The organism is Haloplanus sp., from assembly GCF_028275055.1.
GTDB lineage: Archaea > Halobacteriota > Halobacteria > Halobacteriales > Haloferacaceae > Haloplanus.
The window spans coordinates 25315-44022 of sequence record NZ_JAQCNJ010000023.1 but is presented as its reverse complement, the minus strand read 5'-3'; the positions used below and the strand labels follow the sequence as shown (position 1 = coordinate 44022).

Here is an 18708-nt window from a genome sequence, read left to right as displayed (position 1 = left end):
GACGGGGACCGGTCGTGATGCACCGAACGCCACTCTTTGACCGAGCAACACCGTGACGGGATTTTTATATAGAGCGATAGATACAACGACGTGGTTCGGATTGGTCCCCTCCAGTTGACCGAGATGTGGACATACGCACTCGTCGGTGGGCTACTCGCACTCCCGTTCACCGTGCTCGAAGTGTGGCGATCCCCGGAGAACATAACGCTCAAAGCGGTCCTCGTCGGGAGCGTATTCGCCGGGTATCTGATCAAGCGACACGGCGGGAACAGCACCGCGACCGGGATACGGGCCGCGCTTATCGGTGGAATACCGGCCCTCTGGGCGCTGACAGAACTGCTCCGGGCGATCTCGAACATCCCGAACCCGCCGTGGTTCCAAGCGGTCAGCGTCGGGATGGCACTCGCGTTCGGCGGCCTCATGTTAGTAATAGTGGCCGTCTCCGGAGCGCTCGCCGGCCGCGTCGGCGGCTGGCTGGCCGAACGGAGAGGTCTCGACGGTGTCGCCGGCCCACGGGGTCGCACGTAGCGAGGGATCCTGGATGAGAAAAGTTAGAACGCACTCTACACTACTAGTGTTCCTGAGACACGACGCCTCTCTGCGTGACCACTGGTGTTTTCCTCAGTAACATATGTCGAGTTCGTGGTGGTACGGCGTCGCCCTGTTCCCCCTCGTTGCGGTGACGACGCTTCTCTCCGACTTTGGTTCGCGGACGTTTGTTCTCGTGTCCTCGTCCGGCGGTGATCCGAACGTCGCTACTGGCATCGCGTCGTTCGTCCTCGCAGTGGTTTCGTTCTGGGGCGGTATCTTCGTGGCCCTCGTCGTCTTTGGGTGCCTGCTCGCAGACATTCGGACACTCGGTGACGACGAGCACTGGTCGCCGAGTCTCGTGTGGAACCTCGGCGGCCTCGCACATCTCGGGGCTGCCGTCTCCTCGCCGCTGTTGATCATCTCGATTCCCACGCTGACGTACTACCTGTACCGACGCCGTGGCCGTTCTGCTCCCGGTCAATCAGCCATCTAGGGGCGGTCGTGTTCGCTTCCGTTCCGGATTAGAATCGTCCGACAGCACGGCAAGCCAGCACCGGAACACGCTCAACGAACCGGAAAGGACGTGAGTTCGGGAGAACGGTCATCTTCATCAAGCCACACACCGGTCACGTTCATCGGCGAGGGTTTGAACGGAGCGATAACTCAGTGAACTGGTTCGCCGAACGCCACGACGAATCACCGGCGTGTAAACGATCCGAATCAGGCGAGAGAACTCGCTGAGGACGCCGATCCGCCGCGCAGTTGCACGAACGAATCGGCGACGATGCCGTACATCAGGATAACGAGCACCGAGTTGATAACGAGCGAGGCGAGTTGACCGACAGCCGGTGAGATGAAACTAAACACCGAGCCGATCGCACCACCGATACCGCCAACAATGCCGAACAGCACAACGAGTGCGAGCAGTCGCCAGCGGTTCCCACTCGCTAATTCCCAACTCCGGCGGAACGACTCGATCGGCCCGGTGTCCTCGACAGCGGCGGCAAACAGCGCAAACTGGAGGCTCACGGCGAGGAACAGGCCGGGAATGAGGAAAAGCACCAACCCAATCGGGATGACGACCCCGAGCACGGCGCTGATGACGAGCGCGGACAGGAACGCACGCCCGATACGACGGGTGAACAGGTCCCCGGAGAACGACGAGAGAGCCGAGACATCGCGTGCCAGCAGGCGTGCCGCCACGAGAAAGATACCAATACCGAGCAGCAACGAGGAGACGGCCAGCACGGCCGCGATTTCGGTCGACAACGGAAGTAAAAAGCCGATCCCGGCGTCACCGGACAGACCTCTTGATCGAAGTCCGTCCACGACAACGGTGTTGAACGAGCCGACGAAGAGAACCTGATAACAGACCGTCAACACGAGTGCAACGATACCACTGACCGAGAACGAACGTCGGACACCGCGCCCGAACGCCTGGCTCAGGTGGAGGGCCATACGATTGATGTCGAACACGGGCCGAGTAAACATCACCGCGGTGTTTCTCGGCCGGAAACCTCCGCCCTCCTGTGGTCCGATGGGTAAAAATCGGCCGGGAGGTTCGGGGCGTCCCGTCGGGTGGCGACACGGCCGATGACGGTCCATACGATGTTCGACACGAGATACCCAACGGCCCGGCGGACCGTTGCGTTGGGTTGGGTTGGGTTGCGTTGCGTAGCCAGAGACCCCGTGCAGACACCCGCCGGATGCGAACGCGGCTTGTCACCCACTACCGAGGGTCCTGTTGCACTCAGGCGGCAGCCGACGCTCGTGCCTTCGCTGTTGTGCCTACCCGTGGGTTCCAAGCGCGTTCTGTGGTGTTCTCGCGGTTCGGCGCGGGGACTGTGTTCACGAGCGGTCTCTGCCGGCACGGCGCGTTGTTCGATCTGTTTGTGATTCGCTTCGGCGCCGCGACATCGCCCACCCCGCCGATTCCGACAGCGATCGTCGTGACATCGGCAGGTCTTGTGGCCGACATATCCGGTACTGCGACCGTCCGGCTGATCGAACGAACTGTCGTGTGACGCGACGGTCGCTCCGCGGCGTGTGTCTGCTCGACTGTTGGGACACTGCCGATGGCTGTCTGTCTCCGTCGATCCTACTCTTCCTCTTCTTCCTCTTCTTCCTCTTCTTCGCGTTCCTCTTCTTCTTCCGCTTCTTCCTCTTCGCGTTCCTCTTCTTCTTCCGCTTCTTCTTCGCGTTCCTCTTCTTCTTCCGCTTCTTCTTCGCGTTCCTCTTCTTCCTCTTCTTCCTCTTCGCGTTCCTCTTCTTCTTCGCGTTCCTCTTCTTCCTCTTCTTGCTCGCGTTCTTCTTCCTCTTCTTGCTCGCGTTCTTCTTCCTCTTCTTCTTCCGCTTCTTCGAACTCGATTTCTTGTTCGTACTTGATCACATCGCCGCTACTGCCGTCGACCCGAATCTCGGCCTCACCGGGGTAGCTGGCATTGATGAGAACGTACTCGAACTCGTAGTAGTTGCTCTCTTCGTGGGCATCACCCTCAACCAGCCGCCACTCGCCCTGCGGCGGCTCGCTGAGGGCCGCATCCGCGATATCACGGGCGTCAAGCAGGCCGATACTCATCCGCTCGCTCTCGTTGTACTGTGTCCCGTTGTTGTACCCTTCCTGGTACTCCGCTTCCTCGTACTCCTCTTGTTCCGCTTGCTGGTACTCGTACTCCTCGCTGATGAGGGAGAGCGAGCCGTTCTCGACGTCGTACTTGATCTCGGCGTTGAACGCGCCTTTCACCAGTTCGACTTCGAGTTCGGTGACGTTTCGCGTCTCGTTGGGACTGAGAGCGAACGAAATCGTTCCGTTCGTTCCGGTCGTGCCGACGCGGTTGTATTCGTTCTCGTTCTCGTGTTCGTTCTCGTACTCGCCTTCGTGTTCGTACTCGTACTCGTGTTTGTGCTGGTACGCGTTTTCGTGTTCGTGTTCGTGGTACCGGCTTCCGCTGTACGCGCCCTCGTAGTTGTGCTCGTACTCGTCAGCGCCGTATTCGCCCTCTTCCTCGTACTCGTGTTTGTGCTGGTACGCGTTTTCGTGTTCGTGTTCGTGGTATCGATCCTCGTTGTACTCGGCCTCGTAGTTGTGCTGGAGGGCGTTCGCGGTTCTATTGTTGTACTGCTGGTGGTACTCGCGGTTCACTTCGACACTGGCGTTTGCGACACCAGCACCATCGGACTCATCGACGAGCGTGAGCGTCACCGTCCCGTTCGCCAGCGTCGCGTCGACATCCGCATCATCCACCGGCGATGCTGATTGGCTGTACTCCGCGTCGTGATCCGCCATGACTCCATCAGACGCCCCGAGTCCCGGTCCCAGTGCGCCCGCACTACCGGCGACGAGCAACACTATTGCGGCGACTGCGGCACTTGCTTTCAGCGATCCTGACATGCATATCGTTCATGTGGGTGGTATATAATGAAGGGCTAGATCTGTCGCGGCATTTTCCGCCCATTTGCAGACGTTTGCACGGGGATTCCACCGGTTTGATGGGGTGTGGCGGGGTTGTTCCGGCCGTGACCCGACGACCGGCTGTCGGCGCACCCGGTGCGCGTTTCGAGCGCGACGTGAGAGATGGTGATCGCCGGGTCGGGCGCGAAGGGACGTCTCTGTGCAACCTGTCCGTCGGCCACCCCACCGCGATCACGAGCGAACGGGACTCAACGCTGGTGGGCCGAGTGAACCACACACGAGGGGAACCGGTCGACCGTCGGAACGCCCGACGCTTCGAACACGGCTTAAAATGTTGATTGCTGGGTCGGACACAAGGGGGAGCGTCCGGGACCAGCCTACCCGTTGACTGCTTGCGTCGTAAGCACAAGGGGACGGTGCCTGACGCAGACGGGCTTGGTAAATCAAGCACAAGGGGAACGGGGTTCCAACATGGTGCACGGAGCGATCATTGCTCCGCATCACGGCCAAACTGGGTTGTGAATATAAAGGTGTTGGTAGCTCCGACCGATTTGCACGGACTTTCACCGAGTTACTCACATGGCTGACGGCTCGGCCGTGGTCCGAGGTTGGTGTCGGCGTCTATCGCCGCCACAACCGTCCGCGTGCGCGGCAGAGCTCTCGGCCGCGGGAGACGCTGTGTCGTCGAGCAGGGGGCGGTCTGTGGGTAGGCTCCGGAACATCGGTGTGGCAAGCGGCGGTCCAACCCCCGCGACACCGCGGCCATCCGAGCACGTGTCCACCCTGCCACCGATAGAACCGGCCCGCCGATAGCACACCGTTTGGGCCGGCATACTGGTTACCCAAAACAGCGGAGGACTCTTAACTTTCCAATCATATTTATAATTGTACTGTGTACGAGTGCAGAACTGCCAGCGGATAGTGAAGGGGAACAGCCAGCCATCTTCGGCCGGGTGCTACGGATGGCGACGTGAGACCAGCGATATCAGCACAAGGGGACACACGGAGACAACCGATGTCAGCACAAGAAAACACTAAGGGGACAACCCGCTCCGACGCGGGGAGAAGATGACGGTCCATATCAAACTGTACGGCGAGAAGGGCGAACGATTCGAGGAGATTAAGCGCGACTTGACGGACCACCTCGGTTACGAACCGAGCAATCCGGAGGTCGTCGGGTTCCTGATGGGTGACTTCGATCAACCGGAACTCAGCCTCACCTCCGCGGAAAAGAAGTAAGCTCACCCAATTTTTGCGGCACCGGTTACGATCCGGCTGTCGATGCGTTGAGAAGCGCTCGGATCTACCTCGATAGCGGTCTGTGAGCGTGTACAGGTCCCACAGCACCGCCCGCGGCGCGGTCGCCGATACGGACACCCACCGATCGGATCCAACGGGATGAAGTAGGGTAGCAGAGCGTGGTTTTATGTGACGGTTCGGCTTCGGTCAGCGGTCGACAGTCGGTGAGGCGGCGCTACTCCGAGCTGGGAGTATCGACCTCCTCTTTTCCGGAACGGTAGCTCGTTCTGAGGCTACCGGCGAGCGATTTGAAACGCTTGTACGCGATGGCAACGATCATGAGCACTCCGATGCCGATGAGTATTTTGTCCATTGTTGTGTTCGAGTTCCGGAATTGGTACCGACTGTCCGTTTTGAATCCCTAATCCGCGGTAGGGACGTTGGTTAGAGCGTGGTGTCCTCCTCGACGCTTCCACAGGCCGTGCATTCGAAGGCCGATTCGGCGGTGTCGACGCGCTCCCAGAGGCTCGCGTCGCCGGTCACCGCGCTCTTTTGACCGCAGTCGGAGCACTGGAGGAAGCCGACGTGGCTGCGTGACGCCTCGGTGTCCGACGCGCGCGATGCGCGCCGCCGGTTTCCGCCACGGCCGCCGTCGTCACCGTCTTCCTGCGCTTCGTCGTCTTCCTGCGCTTCGTCGTCTTCCTGCGCTTCCTCTTCTGCTTCCTCTTGCTCCTGCTCTTGTTCTTCTGCCTCTTCCTCTTGTTCTTCTGCCTCTTCTTCTTCCTCTTCTTCCTCGTCCTCGTCTTCGGGCTCCTCTTCGACCTCGCGCTCGTAGTCGTCCTCGACGTGTTCGGCCTCGCGGACCGCGTTGATCGTGTTCTCCGTCGTGCCCTTGACGAACCGCCGGGACTTGGTGTCCGTCGGGTTCTCGATCTCGTCAAGCGCCTCTTCACCGCCCCGCACGGTCATGACCTGACCGGAGGCCGTGTACATCCCCAGAACCGGGACGTTCTGGTTTGCGGTGCCGTTGCCGAACCGCTTGGACTCGCCGGGCGCTTGGATCTCGAGCCGCGTACCGAGTTGCTGGCCCGCCTCGCTGCCGAGCAACACCAGATCCGCGTCCGAGAGTTCTTCGAGTTCCTCGTCTTCCTCGAGGTCCTCGAAGATGTACACCGCGCCCGCGTTTTTGGCGCCGACGTTACTGTTGGGCACGCCGACGATCACGTCTTCGACATCCGTGTCGCCGACGAAGTCCCCTCGAATCACGTTCCAGTTCGGACGCTGTTCGGGACGGCGGTACGCCGATCCCTGATTCCGCCCGCTGCCGGTGATCGAACCCGCGGCCGGAAGCGGCTGGAGCGGGGTCTCGAAGTCGCCCGGATTGTCCTGCACCCGGAAGATACCCCACGCACCGGATTCGAGTCGGCGGCGTTGTTTCGTTTCCTGGAAGATGTAATCGCCGGTCGCTTCCATGTGTCCGCCGGCACCGGATGTCAGACCGAGTCTCGCGCCCTTGCCGGGGCTGAACCGGTCGTCGACACCGACCACCGGTGCCTCCGGAATGCCACGGTATCGGGGCCACTGGTGACCCGACAGGTGGAACGCCATGCCACGGGCCTTGTCGGCGGGCTGGTGGACGAGGAACTTCACGTTGTCACCGGTCAGCGCACGGAACACCGGCGTCGCCGGGTCACCGTGCGTGTCCGAGTCGAACACCTTGTGCTGTGGTCCGTCCTCCAGCCGGCGGGTGAACGGCTCCGCGCGGTTGTTGATCGCGAGGTGGCCGCTGTCCTCGAAGCCGCCGATGGCGTTACACGGCTGATTGCCGTGCTTGTCTCCGGGCACGACACACCACTCGGGGTCGTCCCGGTTGATCATGTACCGGCCGTCGCTCATCGACACGGTGTACTCGCGGGTCGCCTCGCCGTTTGGCGGCGCGACGATGGCGTCGACACCCTCGGGGAGCGGTTCGGCCGTGGTCTGGTCGATCCACGTCGCTCCCTCTGGCTCGATGACCAGGTTGCCGTACGCGCCGTGGTGTCGGTGGCCGCGCACGTCGGCGAAGTCGGTCAACACCATATTGTCGTAGAGCTCGTTTGCGTACCACCGGTACGTGATCGTCTCGCCGGGAGCGACCGTCTGGTCGTAGTTGAACCCGACCGTCACCCCGGTCGAGGCGGTTTCGTCGTACTCGATCCGTTCCGGATGCAGGGAGACGCGGTTCGAAACCTCCCACGTGTCGTACGGACCCGTCACGGCCGAGTACGTCTTCTCGTCGGGGTACTTCTCGGAGTTGACGGACTCCTCTGCCCGCATCGGCGGTTCGACGTGGTTGTGCTCGATGTCCTCCGGAAGCTCGTTCCGGACCGTCACCTCGATGCAGTCACCACGGTTCGCACGGAGCGTGAGCGGATCGGCCTGCCTGTCGCCGTTTGCCTTTGCCTGCCAGTACCGTTCGAGCGAGAACACGATCCCGTTGGGGTCGTGATCGCCGTACTCGTTGAACTCGATGTCGGCCTCGTGGGCAACGACCTCGAACTTGCGGTCCGGCGAGTCCGCGCCACAGGGCTGGCCGGGCGTCTCCGGCTTTGGCGGTCGCTGACCGATGTTCTCGTTGCGCCGTTCGGCCGAGTCCGGCGGCAGTTCGCGGTTGTCGTCCTCGGTCCACCGGAGACGGGCGCGCTGGCCCTCCTCTTTGAATCGGTCGATACCGATAAACGGTGCCGAGTGGCCCATCTCTTCGAGTTGGTTGTCGTCGATCCGGCCGTTCGGCGCACCCCTGTCGGGGAGCGGTTCGAGGTGTGGCACCTCCGCACCGAACGTGCGGTGAATGCCCCACATTCCGGTGTACAGGTCGTCCGCAACGCCCGAGCCGTACAGGTGGTCCTGAACCGGCAGTCCGTCCGGGTTGTCGACCCGTTCGAAGGAGTCCTGCTTGTCACTCGGCCGTTTCGGATCGAGCATGAAGGTGAACGCCTCGGCCGGACTGATGATCTGGGTGACCGTGTCCGACTCCTGGAGTCCCTCTGGCTGGATCTCTCGGCCGGTGATCCGGAAGTTGTGTTGCTCCTCCCAGGCACCCTGGAACAGGCGGATCCGGATCGGATCGTTCTCGTAGGCCTCGAGCAACGGCGTCGCCGGGTCGCCGTGGACCGCCGAACTGTGGAGGTACGCGGGGTCCTCGTCATCGCGGTGGAAGTACGGCGCGTTCCGGTTGTTGATCGAGGTGAGACCGAGGTTCTGCTTGTACTCGTACTGCTGGTTGACGTACTGGTCGTCCTCGCGGTCCTTGACCTGCGTGTAGTCGCTGTAGTGGAGGCCGAACTCGCGGAAGTCGGTCCCGTTGGGCACCTCGATGATGGCCTGGGCCCCGCTTTCGATCTCCTCGCCGTTGTACGGGTCGAGGTGGCGCGAGCCTTCGGGTTCGACGATCAGTCCGGCGAAGGTGCCGTGCATGCCTTCCTTTGCGGCGACCGCGTGGTCGTGGAAGTAGATCGAACCCTCCTCGTCACAGTACCAGCGGAACGTCCGCTCTTGGCCGGGTTCGACGGACTGTTCGGTGTTGTACCCGATGCTGGGTGTCGAGTCCGTGGCCGTGTTGTCGAAGCCGATGAAGTGTGGGTGGATCGACACCGGGAAGTCCGACTCGTTGACCACGGTGATGTTCACGACCTCACCGACGTTTGCCCTGACGAACAACGGTTCGGGGTTGATGTCGCCGTTACGAGCCTCCTCGACGTCGTTTTCGTGGACGTAGAGCAGTGGCTCGTCGTCGTAATCGCCTTGGTCGTTGTAGACGACCTCTCCGACCTCGTTGTAGTCGAGCACGTGGATCTGGTGGTCACGATCCGCCGCCGGCGGATCGCTGTCCAACGGCGACGCCGGATCCTGATACGGCGCGCCGGCAATCTCGTCGTCGAAGCCTGCCTGTGCTTCTCGCTGGGTCGGGCTCCGTCCGTTCGGCGTGATGGGCTTCGGAGCGAAGTACCCTTTCATTCCCGGGACGTAGTTCGGGAAGCCCGGAACACCCGAATCGGCCCCGACGATACCGTCCTGAAGCGGGAGGTTCGCGGGGTCCGGGTTGTCGACGACGTTCGTTCCGGGCAGCTTCTGGAGGTGTGGCTGCTCCTTGTCGTGGACCCGCATGAACGACCACATCCCCACCTCGTAGTGGGGGAAGAGGTGACAGTGGAACAGGATGTCACCCGCACCGCCGTGGACGTATCCGGCACCACCCTTGCTGAACGCCTCCTTGAAGCCCATGTCCGGGCGGACGGTCGTTTCCTCGTCGTGGTAGTCGGTCGCGCTGTGACTTCCGTGGGCTGCGATCAGGTACTGCGGATACGCGGCTCCGAGACCGATCGTCTGTGAGTCGATGGTGTCGGAGTCGGTTCGCGTCGGAACGGTTTTCCACCGAACGTTGTGGCAGTGGTGGATGTGGTTCTCCTCGAGGGAGGCACTCACCGAGACGAACTTGATCGCGTCGCCTTTGTACGCCTCGAAGACGCCGTTTCCGTCCCCGCCCGGGTCGCCGTTTGGCCACGAGGAGTAGAACAGGCGTTCGATCGCACCCGCGTACTCGTCGTTGACCCGGGTTCCCGTCCCCTCCGCGACGTAGTTGACGGCGTGGACGCCCTGCTTCTGGTCCGGGTACTCCGGCCACGTCTTTGGCTCGCCGTTCTGGAGGTAGACCCCGGACGGACTGTAGTAGTGGGGCACGAACTCGCGGTAGCTCTGCTCCATGTAGTCGGGGTCGTGGATGTCGGCCCTCGTGCCGCTCCGAAGCGGACCGCCCGTCTCCGGATCGGTCCAGGTCGCACCCTCCGGTTCGACGACGAGCGTGCCGAACAGCCCTCGCGAGAGGTTGTTGGCGTACGCGGCCTTCGTGTCGGGGCTTTTGTACCCCTGATGGGCACCGTCGTAGAAGAAGTGCCCGCCCTTGTGTGCGGCGTACCACCGGTAGGTCACGGACTCGCCCGGCTGTGCGATGCTGCTCGGGTTGTTCCCGACGTTCATCCCGTCGGACTTCTTCGGGTCCTGCGGGAGTCCCGTCTGGTGCATCGACGCGGGATTGTCGAGATGGTTGACGAATTCAACTTCGACCATCTCGCCTTTGTTCGCCCGGATGACGAGCGGTTCGATGACCGTCGTGTCGATCGGTACGTCGGGTTCGGGCTCGTCGCCGGTGTTTGGCTGTTTCGGATCCGAGTTCGCGGAGTCGTAACGGGGGTCGATGTTCCCCCTGCCCTCCTGTGGATCGGTGTCCGGCCCGGAGTCCTGCTTGTAGTTGTACGAGTTCTCGTCGTCCTCGAGCGCCTCCCACGGCTCACCCGGGAGCACACCCGAGGCCCGTCGCGCCGCCTCGAGGTTCTCCTCGAGAACGTACATCGCGCCGTTGGGCTGGTGCAGGCCCATCTTGTTGAACACGATGTCCACCTGAATCGCGTGGACCGTGAACTTCCTGACGGGATGATCGTGGTCGTCTTCCCCGTCTGCCGCATCGGACCCGTCCCGCTGACGGAACTGATCGCTGACCTTCAGCTGATCGCTGAGAGCGTATCCGGCGGACAACGCGCCCGTTGTCGCCATGAACTCCCGCCTGGACTGCGACTCCCCCTGTGTCTCGTCGCTGTCTTGGCTGGATTGTGATGCCTCTTGCTGATCGTCGCTAGCTTGCATGTTGTCGTGTTCCCCTTGTACCCGTCGACCGTTGCGGGCCGCCGGGTCTGCATTAACACGTTGTGAGCCCGAAGTCGGACTCTCACGTGTCCCCTTGTGCTTCCTCTGCATTTACAGGAAGGGATTGGAACGGTAAGAATGCTACTAGTAGTCTGTACTCGAATCCGCGCGATCAGAGTAGAATAGAGAAGTATCTGCCCGAATCTACTAATATCATGCCTGATAACGTCCCGGATTTCTCGGGTATCATCAGTAATAACCGGAATCCCCCGGGGTTCGGTGATTTTCAATAACCGATTTAGCGTTCGGTAGCCGGTGTCTAAGCGTCGTTATCCCGTTCATTTTGTAGTCGTCCGCGTTCTCGTTTCCGGGAGCCTCGTGTTCGTCCGCGTTCTCGTTTCCGGGACCCCCGTTTTCGTTCGCGTTCGCGCGTTTCGTGACCGTTGTACTCGTCTGCGCGCGAGATTTGGTTGCCGGGACCTTCGCTTTCGTTTGTGAGACCTCTGTTTCCGTTCTCGAAACCTTCATTTTCGTTCCCGGCCTCACGATCTTGTTCGTTTGCGTTTTCGGGAGCCTCGTTTCGGTGTCCGTGCCCGTTCTCGGGCACGTCGTCAGCGGGGCCTGTGAGTGGCGTGGTGGCGCTGACCGCGTCGCCTGATCGGGGGCGGCGGCGAACCGGTCCCGGTGGTCACGGGAGGGCCGTCGAGACGACGTCGGACGGCTTTCGCCCACTCACGCCGCATCGATCCATTGGGGTAGGAAAATATTAACAGCCGAGATTCTCCCGAGGATTTTCCACGAGTTGTAATGAAATCCGACGCAAACGTCGGACCCGTGAGTGGGCGGTGGGTCTCGCTCCACGGACTGCATACGGTCGGGACCGATATCCCGTCTGGACCCGTCACGTTCGTACTCGACTGCGCCCGAAACGAACAGGATGATCCCACACGCGCGCGGTCGTAGCGCCGTTTACGCGGGAGAACGGAACCGGCCGGGCCGACGGTGACCTGATACAAATACACAACTTTGCGCGCGCGCACACGCGGGCGCGGGCGAATATTCTACTCCTCTTTCGCTTCGTCCTCGGGCAGGCTGATCACGTTCTCGCGCCCGATCCGTAGCTTTTCTACCTCGCCTTCCTCGGCCAGCGTCGAGACCGCTCTGGAGGTTTTCGATCCCGACCACCCCAACTCCTCCGTGATCGTACTTTGTCGCACCCGGCCACCGCGTTCGTTCAACAGTCGGAGTACCTTGTCCTCCCTCGTCAGCAGTTCGTCCTGTGGCTGGGGTTTGCCCGTGGAACCGTCCGGCGTGTCGGCACCGGCACCGTCGCCGGCGCCCGGTGCCGACGATTCGTTCGTTTTGGCCGTGTCGCCCTCGGGACCGTTCTTCGTCCGCAGGACGTAGAACGCGCCGACCGCACCGGCCATACCGAGACCGACGAAACCGGCGAGAAGCCAGGTGGATGGGACCGGCATCGGTGAGCCTTGTCCGTTATCATCCGGCGCTGGACCGGCGCCGCCGGTCGTTCCGGCGCCTTGATCGGCCGGAACGAACCGCACCTGTGGGCGGCCGTCGCCGAACTGTTTCGACCCATCCCACGACACCCGCTCGGCGTCCTGACTCGCCGGATCGGGGGACACCGACTCGACGGCGTATCCGGGCGGTCCAACGATCACGAGCATATCGTCCGGGCCAATAAAGAAGCCGCTGCCGAACACATCACCGACGACCAACGCATCCCCGTCGGTCGAGGCGAAGTTCGTCCAAACAAAGGTGTACTCGACGATTCCCCACTGCCGAGGAACCTGTTGGATGCGCGTGGTCGCGGTGACGTTTTCGGCCCGCATCTCGCGACCGGTCGTGTTCGCTGCGTTCGCAACGACCCCGGTGATACGGTTGCGGAACGGGGATAGATACTGACTCCGATTGCGTCGGAATTGGGACTGGAACGTCGAGTACTGTTCGGTTTGATTCTCGGTGTCCAGTCGGGTCCGAATCTGGACCGTCCAGCGTGCCGTCCCGTTCTCCGACAGTTCGATGCGGGTGACCGTACTGTCGGCCTCCGGCTGGGACTGCTGTGGGACCATGTTGGCTGTGCCGCCGGAGACCACCGTGGTTGTCGCCGTGAGTAGCAGTATACAGAGAAGTACCAGTAGCCGCCTCAGTTCCATAGTTGGACCAACGACATAAACTTGGCCGGGAACATCATATAACCCTTGATTTCACCGTCCGGAACCCGGGACACGGGGCCACGATCACGCCAATAAGCGCGGGCAAAGACGTTCTAAGTCGGCCCGAACCGTGAATTTCGCCGAAATTCGGGTACATGATCTGGCCTGTTTAAGTTCACGTGTACGCAATGGACGTGTACATGGATACGAATGGCACAGTGAGGCGAACCGCAGCCGTGGCCCTGTTGATTGTGGCTCTTGTGACGGTGCAGCCCTCGGCGGCGGTGCTTGCCACAGAACGAGAGCAGACTCAGGACGTACCGTCCCGAGCCACGGTCGACGTGACTGCTGCGGAGGCGGCGGCGAGTGACGACACGACGAACGGCTCGGTGGACGGTTCGGTGAACGCGACCGTCGGTCAACAACTCTCGACGATCATCGGCGCGTCGAGTAGCAAGGTACAGACCGACTACGAGGAAAGCGCGTTCACGGCGACGCTGGCGGATGCCAATGCGACGGCCAGAGCCGACATCATGGCCGACCGTGCGAGGGAGCTTCGGACCCGGTCCGAGTCCATCCTGACCGAGTACCGGACGGTAACGGCGGCGTACCGTGCAGGGAACCTGACGAGATCGGAATACGCACAGCGACTTGCGTTGCTCAACGTCCGTGCATCGAGCGTGCAGAACAGCTATCAACGCTTCGAGCGGGTGAGTTCGAACACCTCGAGATTCGACCTCCAGACCGCCGGTGTCAACCTCACGAGTCTCGAGGCGACCGTCGAGCGTTTGGACACGGTTACCGGTCCCGGCCTGAACACACTACGTAGCCAGTACACCGGCACGTCGGAGGGTGAACTCGAGCTTGAGATCCGGGATGGCCTCTCGATCGAGGCGTACAACGAGGATGGCGAGCGGGCCCGCGAGTTCGAGCGCCCGCGTGACGGAGACAACAGTGTGCGCATCTCACAGGCGGACGCGCTTCGAACGGCACGGTCTGCGCTGTCGGCACCCGACAACACGAGGTGGACACTCGTCGAGTCGACGGTGGAGCGAGGTGACGGGAGCTACGAATTCGCCTTCGCCCTGGGGAACACGACGGCCGCCACTGGCGAGGCCGAGGTGAGCGTCGACGCGTCGTCCGGAGAGGTGTTCGAACTCGAATCCGAAATCGAGCGCGACGACCGACCGGACACGGAGTCGGATGACGCTCGGACTGCCGGCTTCGAGGACCGCGAACTGGCGCTGGTCATCGCAGACGGAACCCCGGCACCCGGGGAGGAAATAGTCGTCAGAGCCGCCGGCGGCGGCGATCCGGTACCGAACGCGACCGTTCGTCTGAACGAGCGGGTCGTCGGAGAGACCGACGAGAAAGGAACGGTGGCGGTGACGCTTCCGGCCGACGACGATGCTGAACTGTCCGCCCGTCGTGGCGAGGCCGAAGGCTCGCTCGATATCGACCTCGATGTCGAGGAGGAGACGCGGTCGGTGGAGAACGTGGAGCTTGATTCACAACTCGACAACGAAACCGGAACCGTGACCACGACCATCGCCCACGCTGGGGAGGGTGTCAAAGATGCCTCCGTCTCGGTGAACGGCCGACAGGTCGCCGAGACCGGGGCCGACGGGGTGGCGACGTTCGTAATCGATACCGCCGCTGTCGACGAGGTAGAACTTGCGGTCACGAAAGGCGAGTTCGAACTCGAGGAGACATACGGCATCAGCGACGGCTCACTCGTCAGAGCTGACGTCCTGGACGAACGAGAGGAGCGAGAGGAAGAACAGGAAGAACAGGAAGAAGAACGAGAGGAAGAGGAAGAACAGGAAGAACAGGAAGAAGAACGAGAGGAAGAGGAAGAGGAAGAACAGGAAGAACAGGAAGAAGAGTAAAAGAATCGAGACATCACGGCAGCGAGGACGGCCCACTCACGGTATCTATCCTATTGTCGACATCGCTCCGGTCGCCGAGAGGCTCGACACCGGAAAGTGCCGGGGGTGGGCGCTATCGGCCCGCTTTGTTCCTGAGAAACGTCGTTCTCGGATCTCGTGGTGGCGAGGGCCCCACACCCGTGTAGGGCGTGGTTACTTCGAGTCGCCTCGGCCACCGGGGGCAATCGCCTGCTTGCGTTCATCTGTCCCGTCATCACCTCCCCTTACCTTTCGACCGCCCTTTCGAGCCTGTTGTGCCAGGGTGGACCGTGGCCGTCCCGCGAACGGGCCTGCCACCGTCCTCTCGCTTGGCGAACAAGCGGACCCGAACATCACCGTCGGAACCACCGGGTGCCGTGTCGATTTCGGTCTCGGCGGCGGAGAAGGTGAACGTCGTTCGGTTACCGCGCTGGCTTACCTGTCGTGGGTCGGCTCCGCGTGCCCGATTCACGTCGTAGAACCAGCCGAACCGAACGGAGCCGTCTTCGAGGTCACCGGCCGTGACTCCGTTGACGGTCACGTTGTAGTTCTCGCCGGCATGCTTGACCGTGATGTCGACCTCGTCGCTCCGGGGAGACGGGAGCGCCCGGGCCGTGATCGGCGGGACGAGGTAGTTCCCGCGGCGCTTGGTGTCGAGATAGTTGACGATACCGCTGTCCGGGCCGGCTCCGATGGCCTCGTCCTGGATCCGGGCCTCGCCGGTCAGTCCGAACCCGGCCGAGTCGAACTCGACGCCGTTCATGGCCTGCCGGATGTACGCCATGTACGGGTTGAACCGCATGAGTGAGATGAATAGGTTTCCCGGCGTATCTTGATCGGTACTCGTGACGTCGCGCCGGAGGAGGACCTGTTCGGCCTCCTGATCGCCGGCGTGTCCCGCCAACTCGTCGTCGCGTTCTTCGGCGGGCAGTAACTCGTTACGATCACCGCCGGACAGGCGTTGTCGGCCCTCCGCTGTGATCCGCGTTTCGAGGTCGAATCGCGCCCGGGCGAGTTTCTGTGCGTGACCGACAACGCCTTCGCTTTCGTAGTCGTCGGTGACCTGTTCTGCCTTGTCCACGGATTCGCCGTCCAAATCTCGCATCGGGGTGTCGCCCGGTGCGCTGCTTTCCCCGAGATTCTCACCGACCGTACCGGTGTTTTCGGCATCGTGGTCGGGCGAGAACATCCGTTCTCGCCGACCGGTGGTGTCGTGGTCGTCGTAGAACCGGGTGAGGTCGATATCGAGTTTGGAGACGTGTTGGATCGTCCCTTGTGCGAACTGTCCCGGAGGGTGTGGTTCGACCAGTTGCTGATCCTCTAACATCGTCGCGTTGTCCTCTCGGGGAATACTGTTCCGGTACAGGTCGTTGAAGCCCATCATCAACTCCGCGTCGTCCGGAACCCGACCCGAGTCGAAGTCGGTGTTCTCCTCAAGGTTCTCAGTGATGTTTTCGTTGCCGGAGAACCCGACCCGTCGGTGTGGGAACTCGGTTGGACGCCCACCCCCGCTCCCGGCCGTTTCGAGGATTCCAGAGAACGTGTGTTCGAACGAGACGTCCATGTCGATGGGGTCGCCCCACAACAGCCCCTCGACGGCCATGATGTTCTGGACGTTGTTACTGGCCAGATGGAGACAAACCTCCGCCTCGTCGGGTGTCGGGGTTTCGTGGTCGAGAGTCACGCCCGGGGTGTCGATGAGTTGTCCCGGACGGAGGAGTGCCGGCTTCACCACCTTCCCACTCGGGCTCAGCCCCTTCGGAAGGTCCGCCTCGAACCGGTCGAAGTAGTTCGGCGAGTACCCGATGGTGAACAACACGCCCTCGCTGTTCCACTCGAAGTGTCGCTCGATTTCACGGAGCGCCCCTTCGACGGCCGTCCGCTCGTCGGGGGTCGGCGCCCCATCATTCGCGTAGTCGAGATGGAGCGTCACGTGGTGGCGAGGATGCGCCGAGACACCGCCTATCGAGACGTCCGTTTCGAACCCATCCCAAGCGTGCTGGCGATTGTCACGCTCCGCGGCACCGATCCGGTCGTCTCCGTCGGCCGATACCGTTGACGGCACGCCGTACAACCCCGTGATGGTCGACAACGCACTCGCTCCGCCGATGACGAGCGCGGACTTCATAAACGACCGGCGCTCGATGCCTCTGTCTGCGGAGTCGCTCGCCTCTTCGGAGTGGTCGGAATCCGCTTCGCTCCTGTCCCCCACATTGTGATACGGGCAGCCCATGCCGTCCCGGGAGCCGGCTGATGCTTATATTTCAGCATCGGAGCAGCATTTACTCGAACATGACTCACAGGATCACGTGGCACGCGAACCGGCGGAGGAGATTCGTTTTCGGATATCGGTACGTCCGGCGTCAAGACCGATCCAACCGCTCCCCGAGACCATCACCTCGGACACAGTCGAACGCGGAACGGGATAGGACGGGACGGAGAGAGCACCCTCCCACGCCGGCGGCACCGGGGACGACCCGTCGTCGAAAACGGCAGACCGGACGCCCCCGAATGCAACCGTGGAGAGGCGCACACACCCGAACACTCGGCAGTAGCGGCGTCGGTTTGATCGGCGTCGACGCACCGAACACGTATCGAGAATGCGGACAGAGGACGGGTCCGGCGGTGGCGCGCGGTTCGAGACGGCCACCGCCGACAGGGACGGTTGGCGTCCTCTGGTCGGCGGACTGACCGCCATGGAACGCCGACAGCCGGTGTGCCGAGGCCGACACCCAGGGGTGGAGGCGGCTACACGGCAAGAACGATGTTCAACACCCGGAAACGACACGCAACGTCGGCGACGCAGGCCACCCCTGTCACACCCGGTTAGGGTGGTCGGTCAGTCCACGGTCGTGTCACTCGCCGGCAAAGTAACTGGTGAAAAAGCCCGAAAGAAACGCCGACACGGCGACAGCGAGGGCTACGTCGGTCGTGTTGTACGCGTCGTCGTCGTCAGCCATGGCGACGGTCGCGGCGACGCTGACAACGAGTGAGATGCTACCGTTCAGGAGGTCCTTTCCAAATCCCATACGTATCTATTGGGGTGGCTCGGGCATAGAAGTTCGCCCTCAATTCGATCCACACCGGATGACACGCACAAGCTATTTGTGCTTATGTTAGAGAATAATTTGCATGGCCGGAATACTCAATACGATCTATGCGATCATCGCCATCGCCGTAGCGGTTATTGGACTCCTGTTTGTCACGTTCGGGACGGGAGACAGAGATACCGGGCTGTTCGTCGGGGGAGCCATCGGAACCGTTCTTCTGCTTGGCCTCGGTGCAACGCTTCTCCTGTAGCGAGACGTGGCGGTGGGGGTGACCGATCGGTTTGGCGACGCCGCCGCACGGTGGCGCACGGTTTTTGAAACCGGACCGCATACGTCACGGCATGAATCACACAACGACAACGCGGACGGAGAGGCGACCGTGAGCAGCGAGTGGGTAACACAGAAGCGGTCCTTCCGTGGCATCTCCCGCCGGCTCGCGATCCAGTACCTAGAGACTCTGGGCGCCGACCGTGTCGACGACGACCGGGTTGAGGCCGAGGAGTGGGCGGCGACGCTCTCGGAACAAACGGTCTCCGTCGGACCGTCGGTATCGTTGACGCAGGTCGACCTCGTCTTCGAGGGCGACCCCGAAGGTCTCGACGCTCTGGTCGAACGGTTCGCCCGCAAGGCGATGCGTGCCGGCGGCTGAACGCGACGCCATCCGGCGAACACCGGACCGCGAGACCTGATCGGGGGCTCCCCCGGTCACACGCCGG

General features: G+C 62.1%; 12 protein-coding genes. 6 read left to right on the top strand and 6 right to left on the bottom strand.

What is annotated here, in order from left to right:
- The first annotated feature begins 90 nt into the window (after window positions 1-90).
- Window positions 91-528, top strand: coding sequence for a DUF5518 domain-containing protein (locus tag Q0925_RS03130; protein ID WP_299331837.1), 438 nt, complete (start codon window positions 91-93; stop codon window positions 526-528).
- 103 nt (window positions 529-631) lie between these two features.
- A complete protein-coding gene (locus tag Q0925_RS03125; RefSeq protein WP_299331835.1) occupies window positions 632-1024 on the top strand; it encodes a hypothetical protein in 393 nt (130 codons plus the stop codon).
- A gap of 227 nt (window positions 1025-1251) precedes the next feature.
- Here Q0925_RS03125 and Q0925_RS03120 read toward each other — a convergent pair whose 3' ends face one another.
- The gene (locus Q0925_RS03120) at window positions 1252-1989 is read right to left on the bottom strand and encodes a hypothetical protein (RefSeq protein ID WP_299331833.1); all 738 of its coding nucleotides are present in this window, start codon (window positions 1987-1989) and stop codon (window positions 1252-1254) included.
- A gap of 640 nt (window positions 1990-2629) precedes the next feature.
- Window positions 2630-3922: a hypothetical protein gene (locus Q0925_RS03115; RefSeq protein WP_299331831.1), complete on the bottom strand. Its 1293-nt coding sequence runs from the start codon at window positions 3920-3922 to the stop codon at window positions 2630-2632.
- A 1089-nt stretch (window positions 3923-5011) separates the two neighbouring features.
- Between Q0925_RS03115 and Q0925_RS03110 the strand changes: the two genes are divergently transcribed.
- On the top strand, window positions 5012-5182 hold the full coding sequence (locus Q0925_RS03110; protein ID WP_299331829.1) for a hypothetical protein: 171 nt from the start codon (window positions 5012-5014) through the stop codon (window positions 5180-5182).
- Between the two features lie 444 nt (window positions 5183-5626).
- Here Q0925_RS03110 and Q0925_RS03105 read toward each other — a convergent pair whose 3' ends face one another.
- Together Q0925_RS03105 and Q0925_RS03100 are read right to left on the bottom strand one after the other, a co-directional pair.
- The gene (locus Q0925_RS03105; RefSeq protein WP_299331827.1) at window positions 5627-10861 is read right to left on the bottom strand and encodes a multicopper oxidase domain-containing protein; all 5235 of its coding nucleotides are present in this window, start codon (window positions 10859-10861) and stop codon (window positions 5627-5629) included.
- A gap of 1061 nt (window positions 10862-11922) precedes the next feature.
- Window positions 11923-13035, bottom strand: coding sequence for a helix-turn-helix transcriptional regulator (locus Q0925_RS03100; RefSeq protein WP_299331825.1), 1113 nt, complete (start codon window positions 13033-13035; stop codon window positions 11923-11925).
- A gap of 188 nt (window positions 13036-13223) precedes the next feature.
- Here Q0925_RS03100 and Q0925_RS03095 point away from each other — a divergent pair, with 188 nt between their 5' ends.
- Window positions 13224-14924: a DUF7096 domain-containing protein gene (locus Q0925_RS03095; protein WP_422653622.1), complete on the top strand. Its 1701-nt coding sequence runs from the start codon at window positions 13224-13226 to the stop codon at window positions 14922-14924.
- Between the two features lie 253 nt (window positions 14925-15177).
- Here Q0925_RS03095 and Q0925_RS03090 read toward each other — a convergent pair whose 3' ends face one another.
- On the bottom strand, window positions 15178-17154 hold the full coding sequence (locus Q0925_RS03090; RefSeq protein ID WP_299331821.1) for a DUF7405 family protein: 1977 nt from the start codon (window positions 17152-17154) through the stop codon (window positions 15178-15180).
- 643 nt (window positions 17155-17797) lie between these two features.
- Window positions 17798-17971 (bottom strand): hypothetical protein, encoded by a 174-nt coding sequence (locus tag Q0925_RS03085; RefSeq protein WP_299331820.1) that lies wholly within the window; start codon window positions 17969-17971, stop codon window positions 17798-17800.
- Between the two features lie 103 nt (window positions 17972-18074).
- Here Q0925_RS03085 and Q0925_RS03080 point away from each other — a divergent pair, with 103 nt between their 5' ends.
- The gene (locus Q0925_RS03080) at window positions 18075-18242 is read left to right on the top strand and encodes a hypothetical protein (protein ID WP_299331818.1); all 168 of its coding nucleotides are present in this window, start codon (window positions 18075-18077) and stop codon (window positions 18240-18242) included.
- Between the two features lie 129 nt (window positions 18243-18371).
- Window positions 18372-18641 (top strand): hypothetical protein, encoded by a 270-nt coding sequence (locus Q0925_RS03075; RefSeq protein WP_299331817.1) that lies wholly within the window; start codon window positions 18372-18374, stop codon window positions 18639-18641.
- Window positions 18642-18708 lie beyond the last annotated feature (67 nt).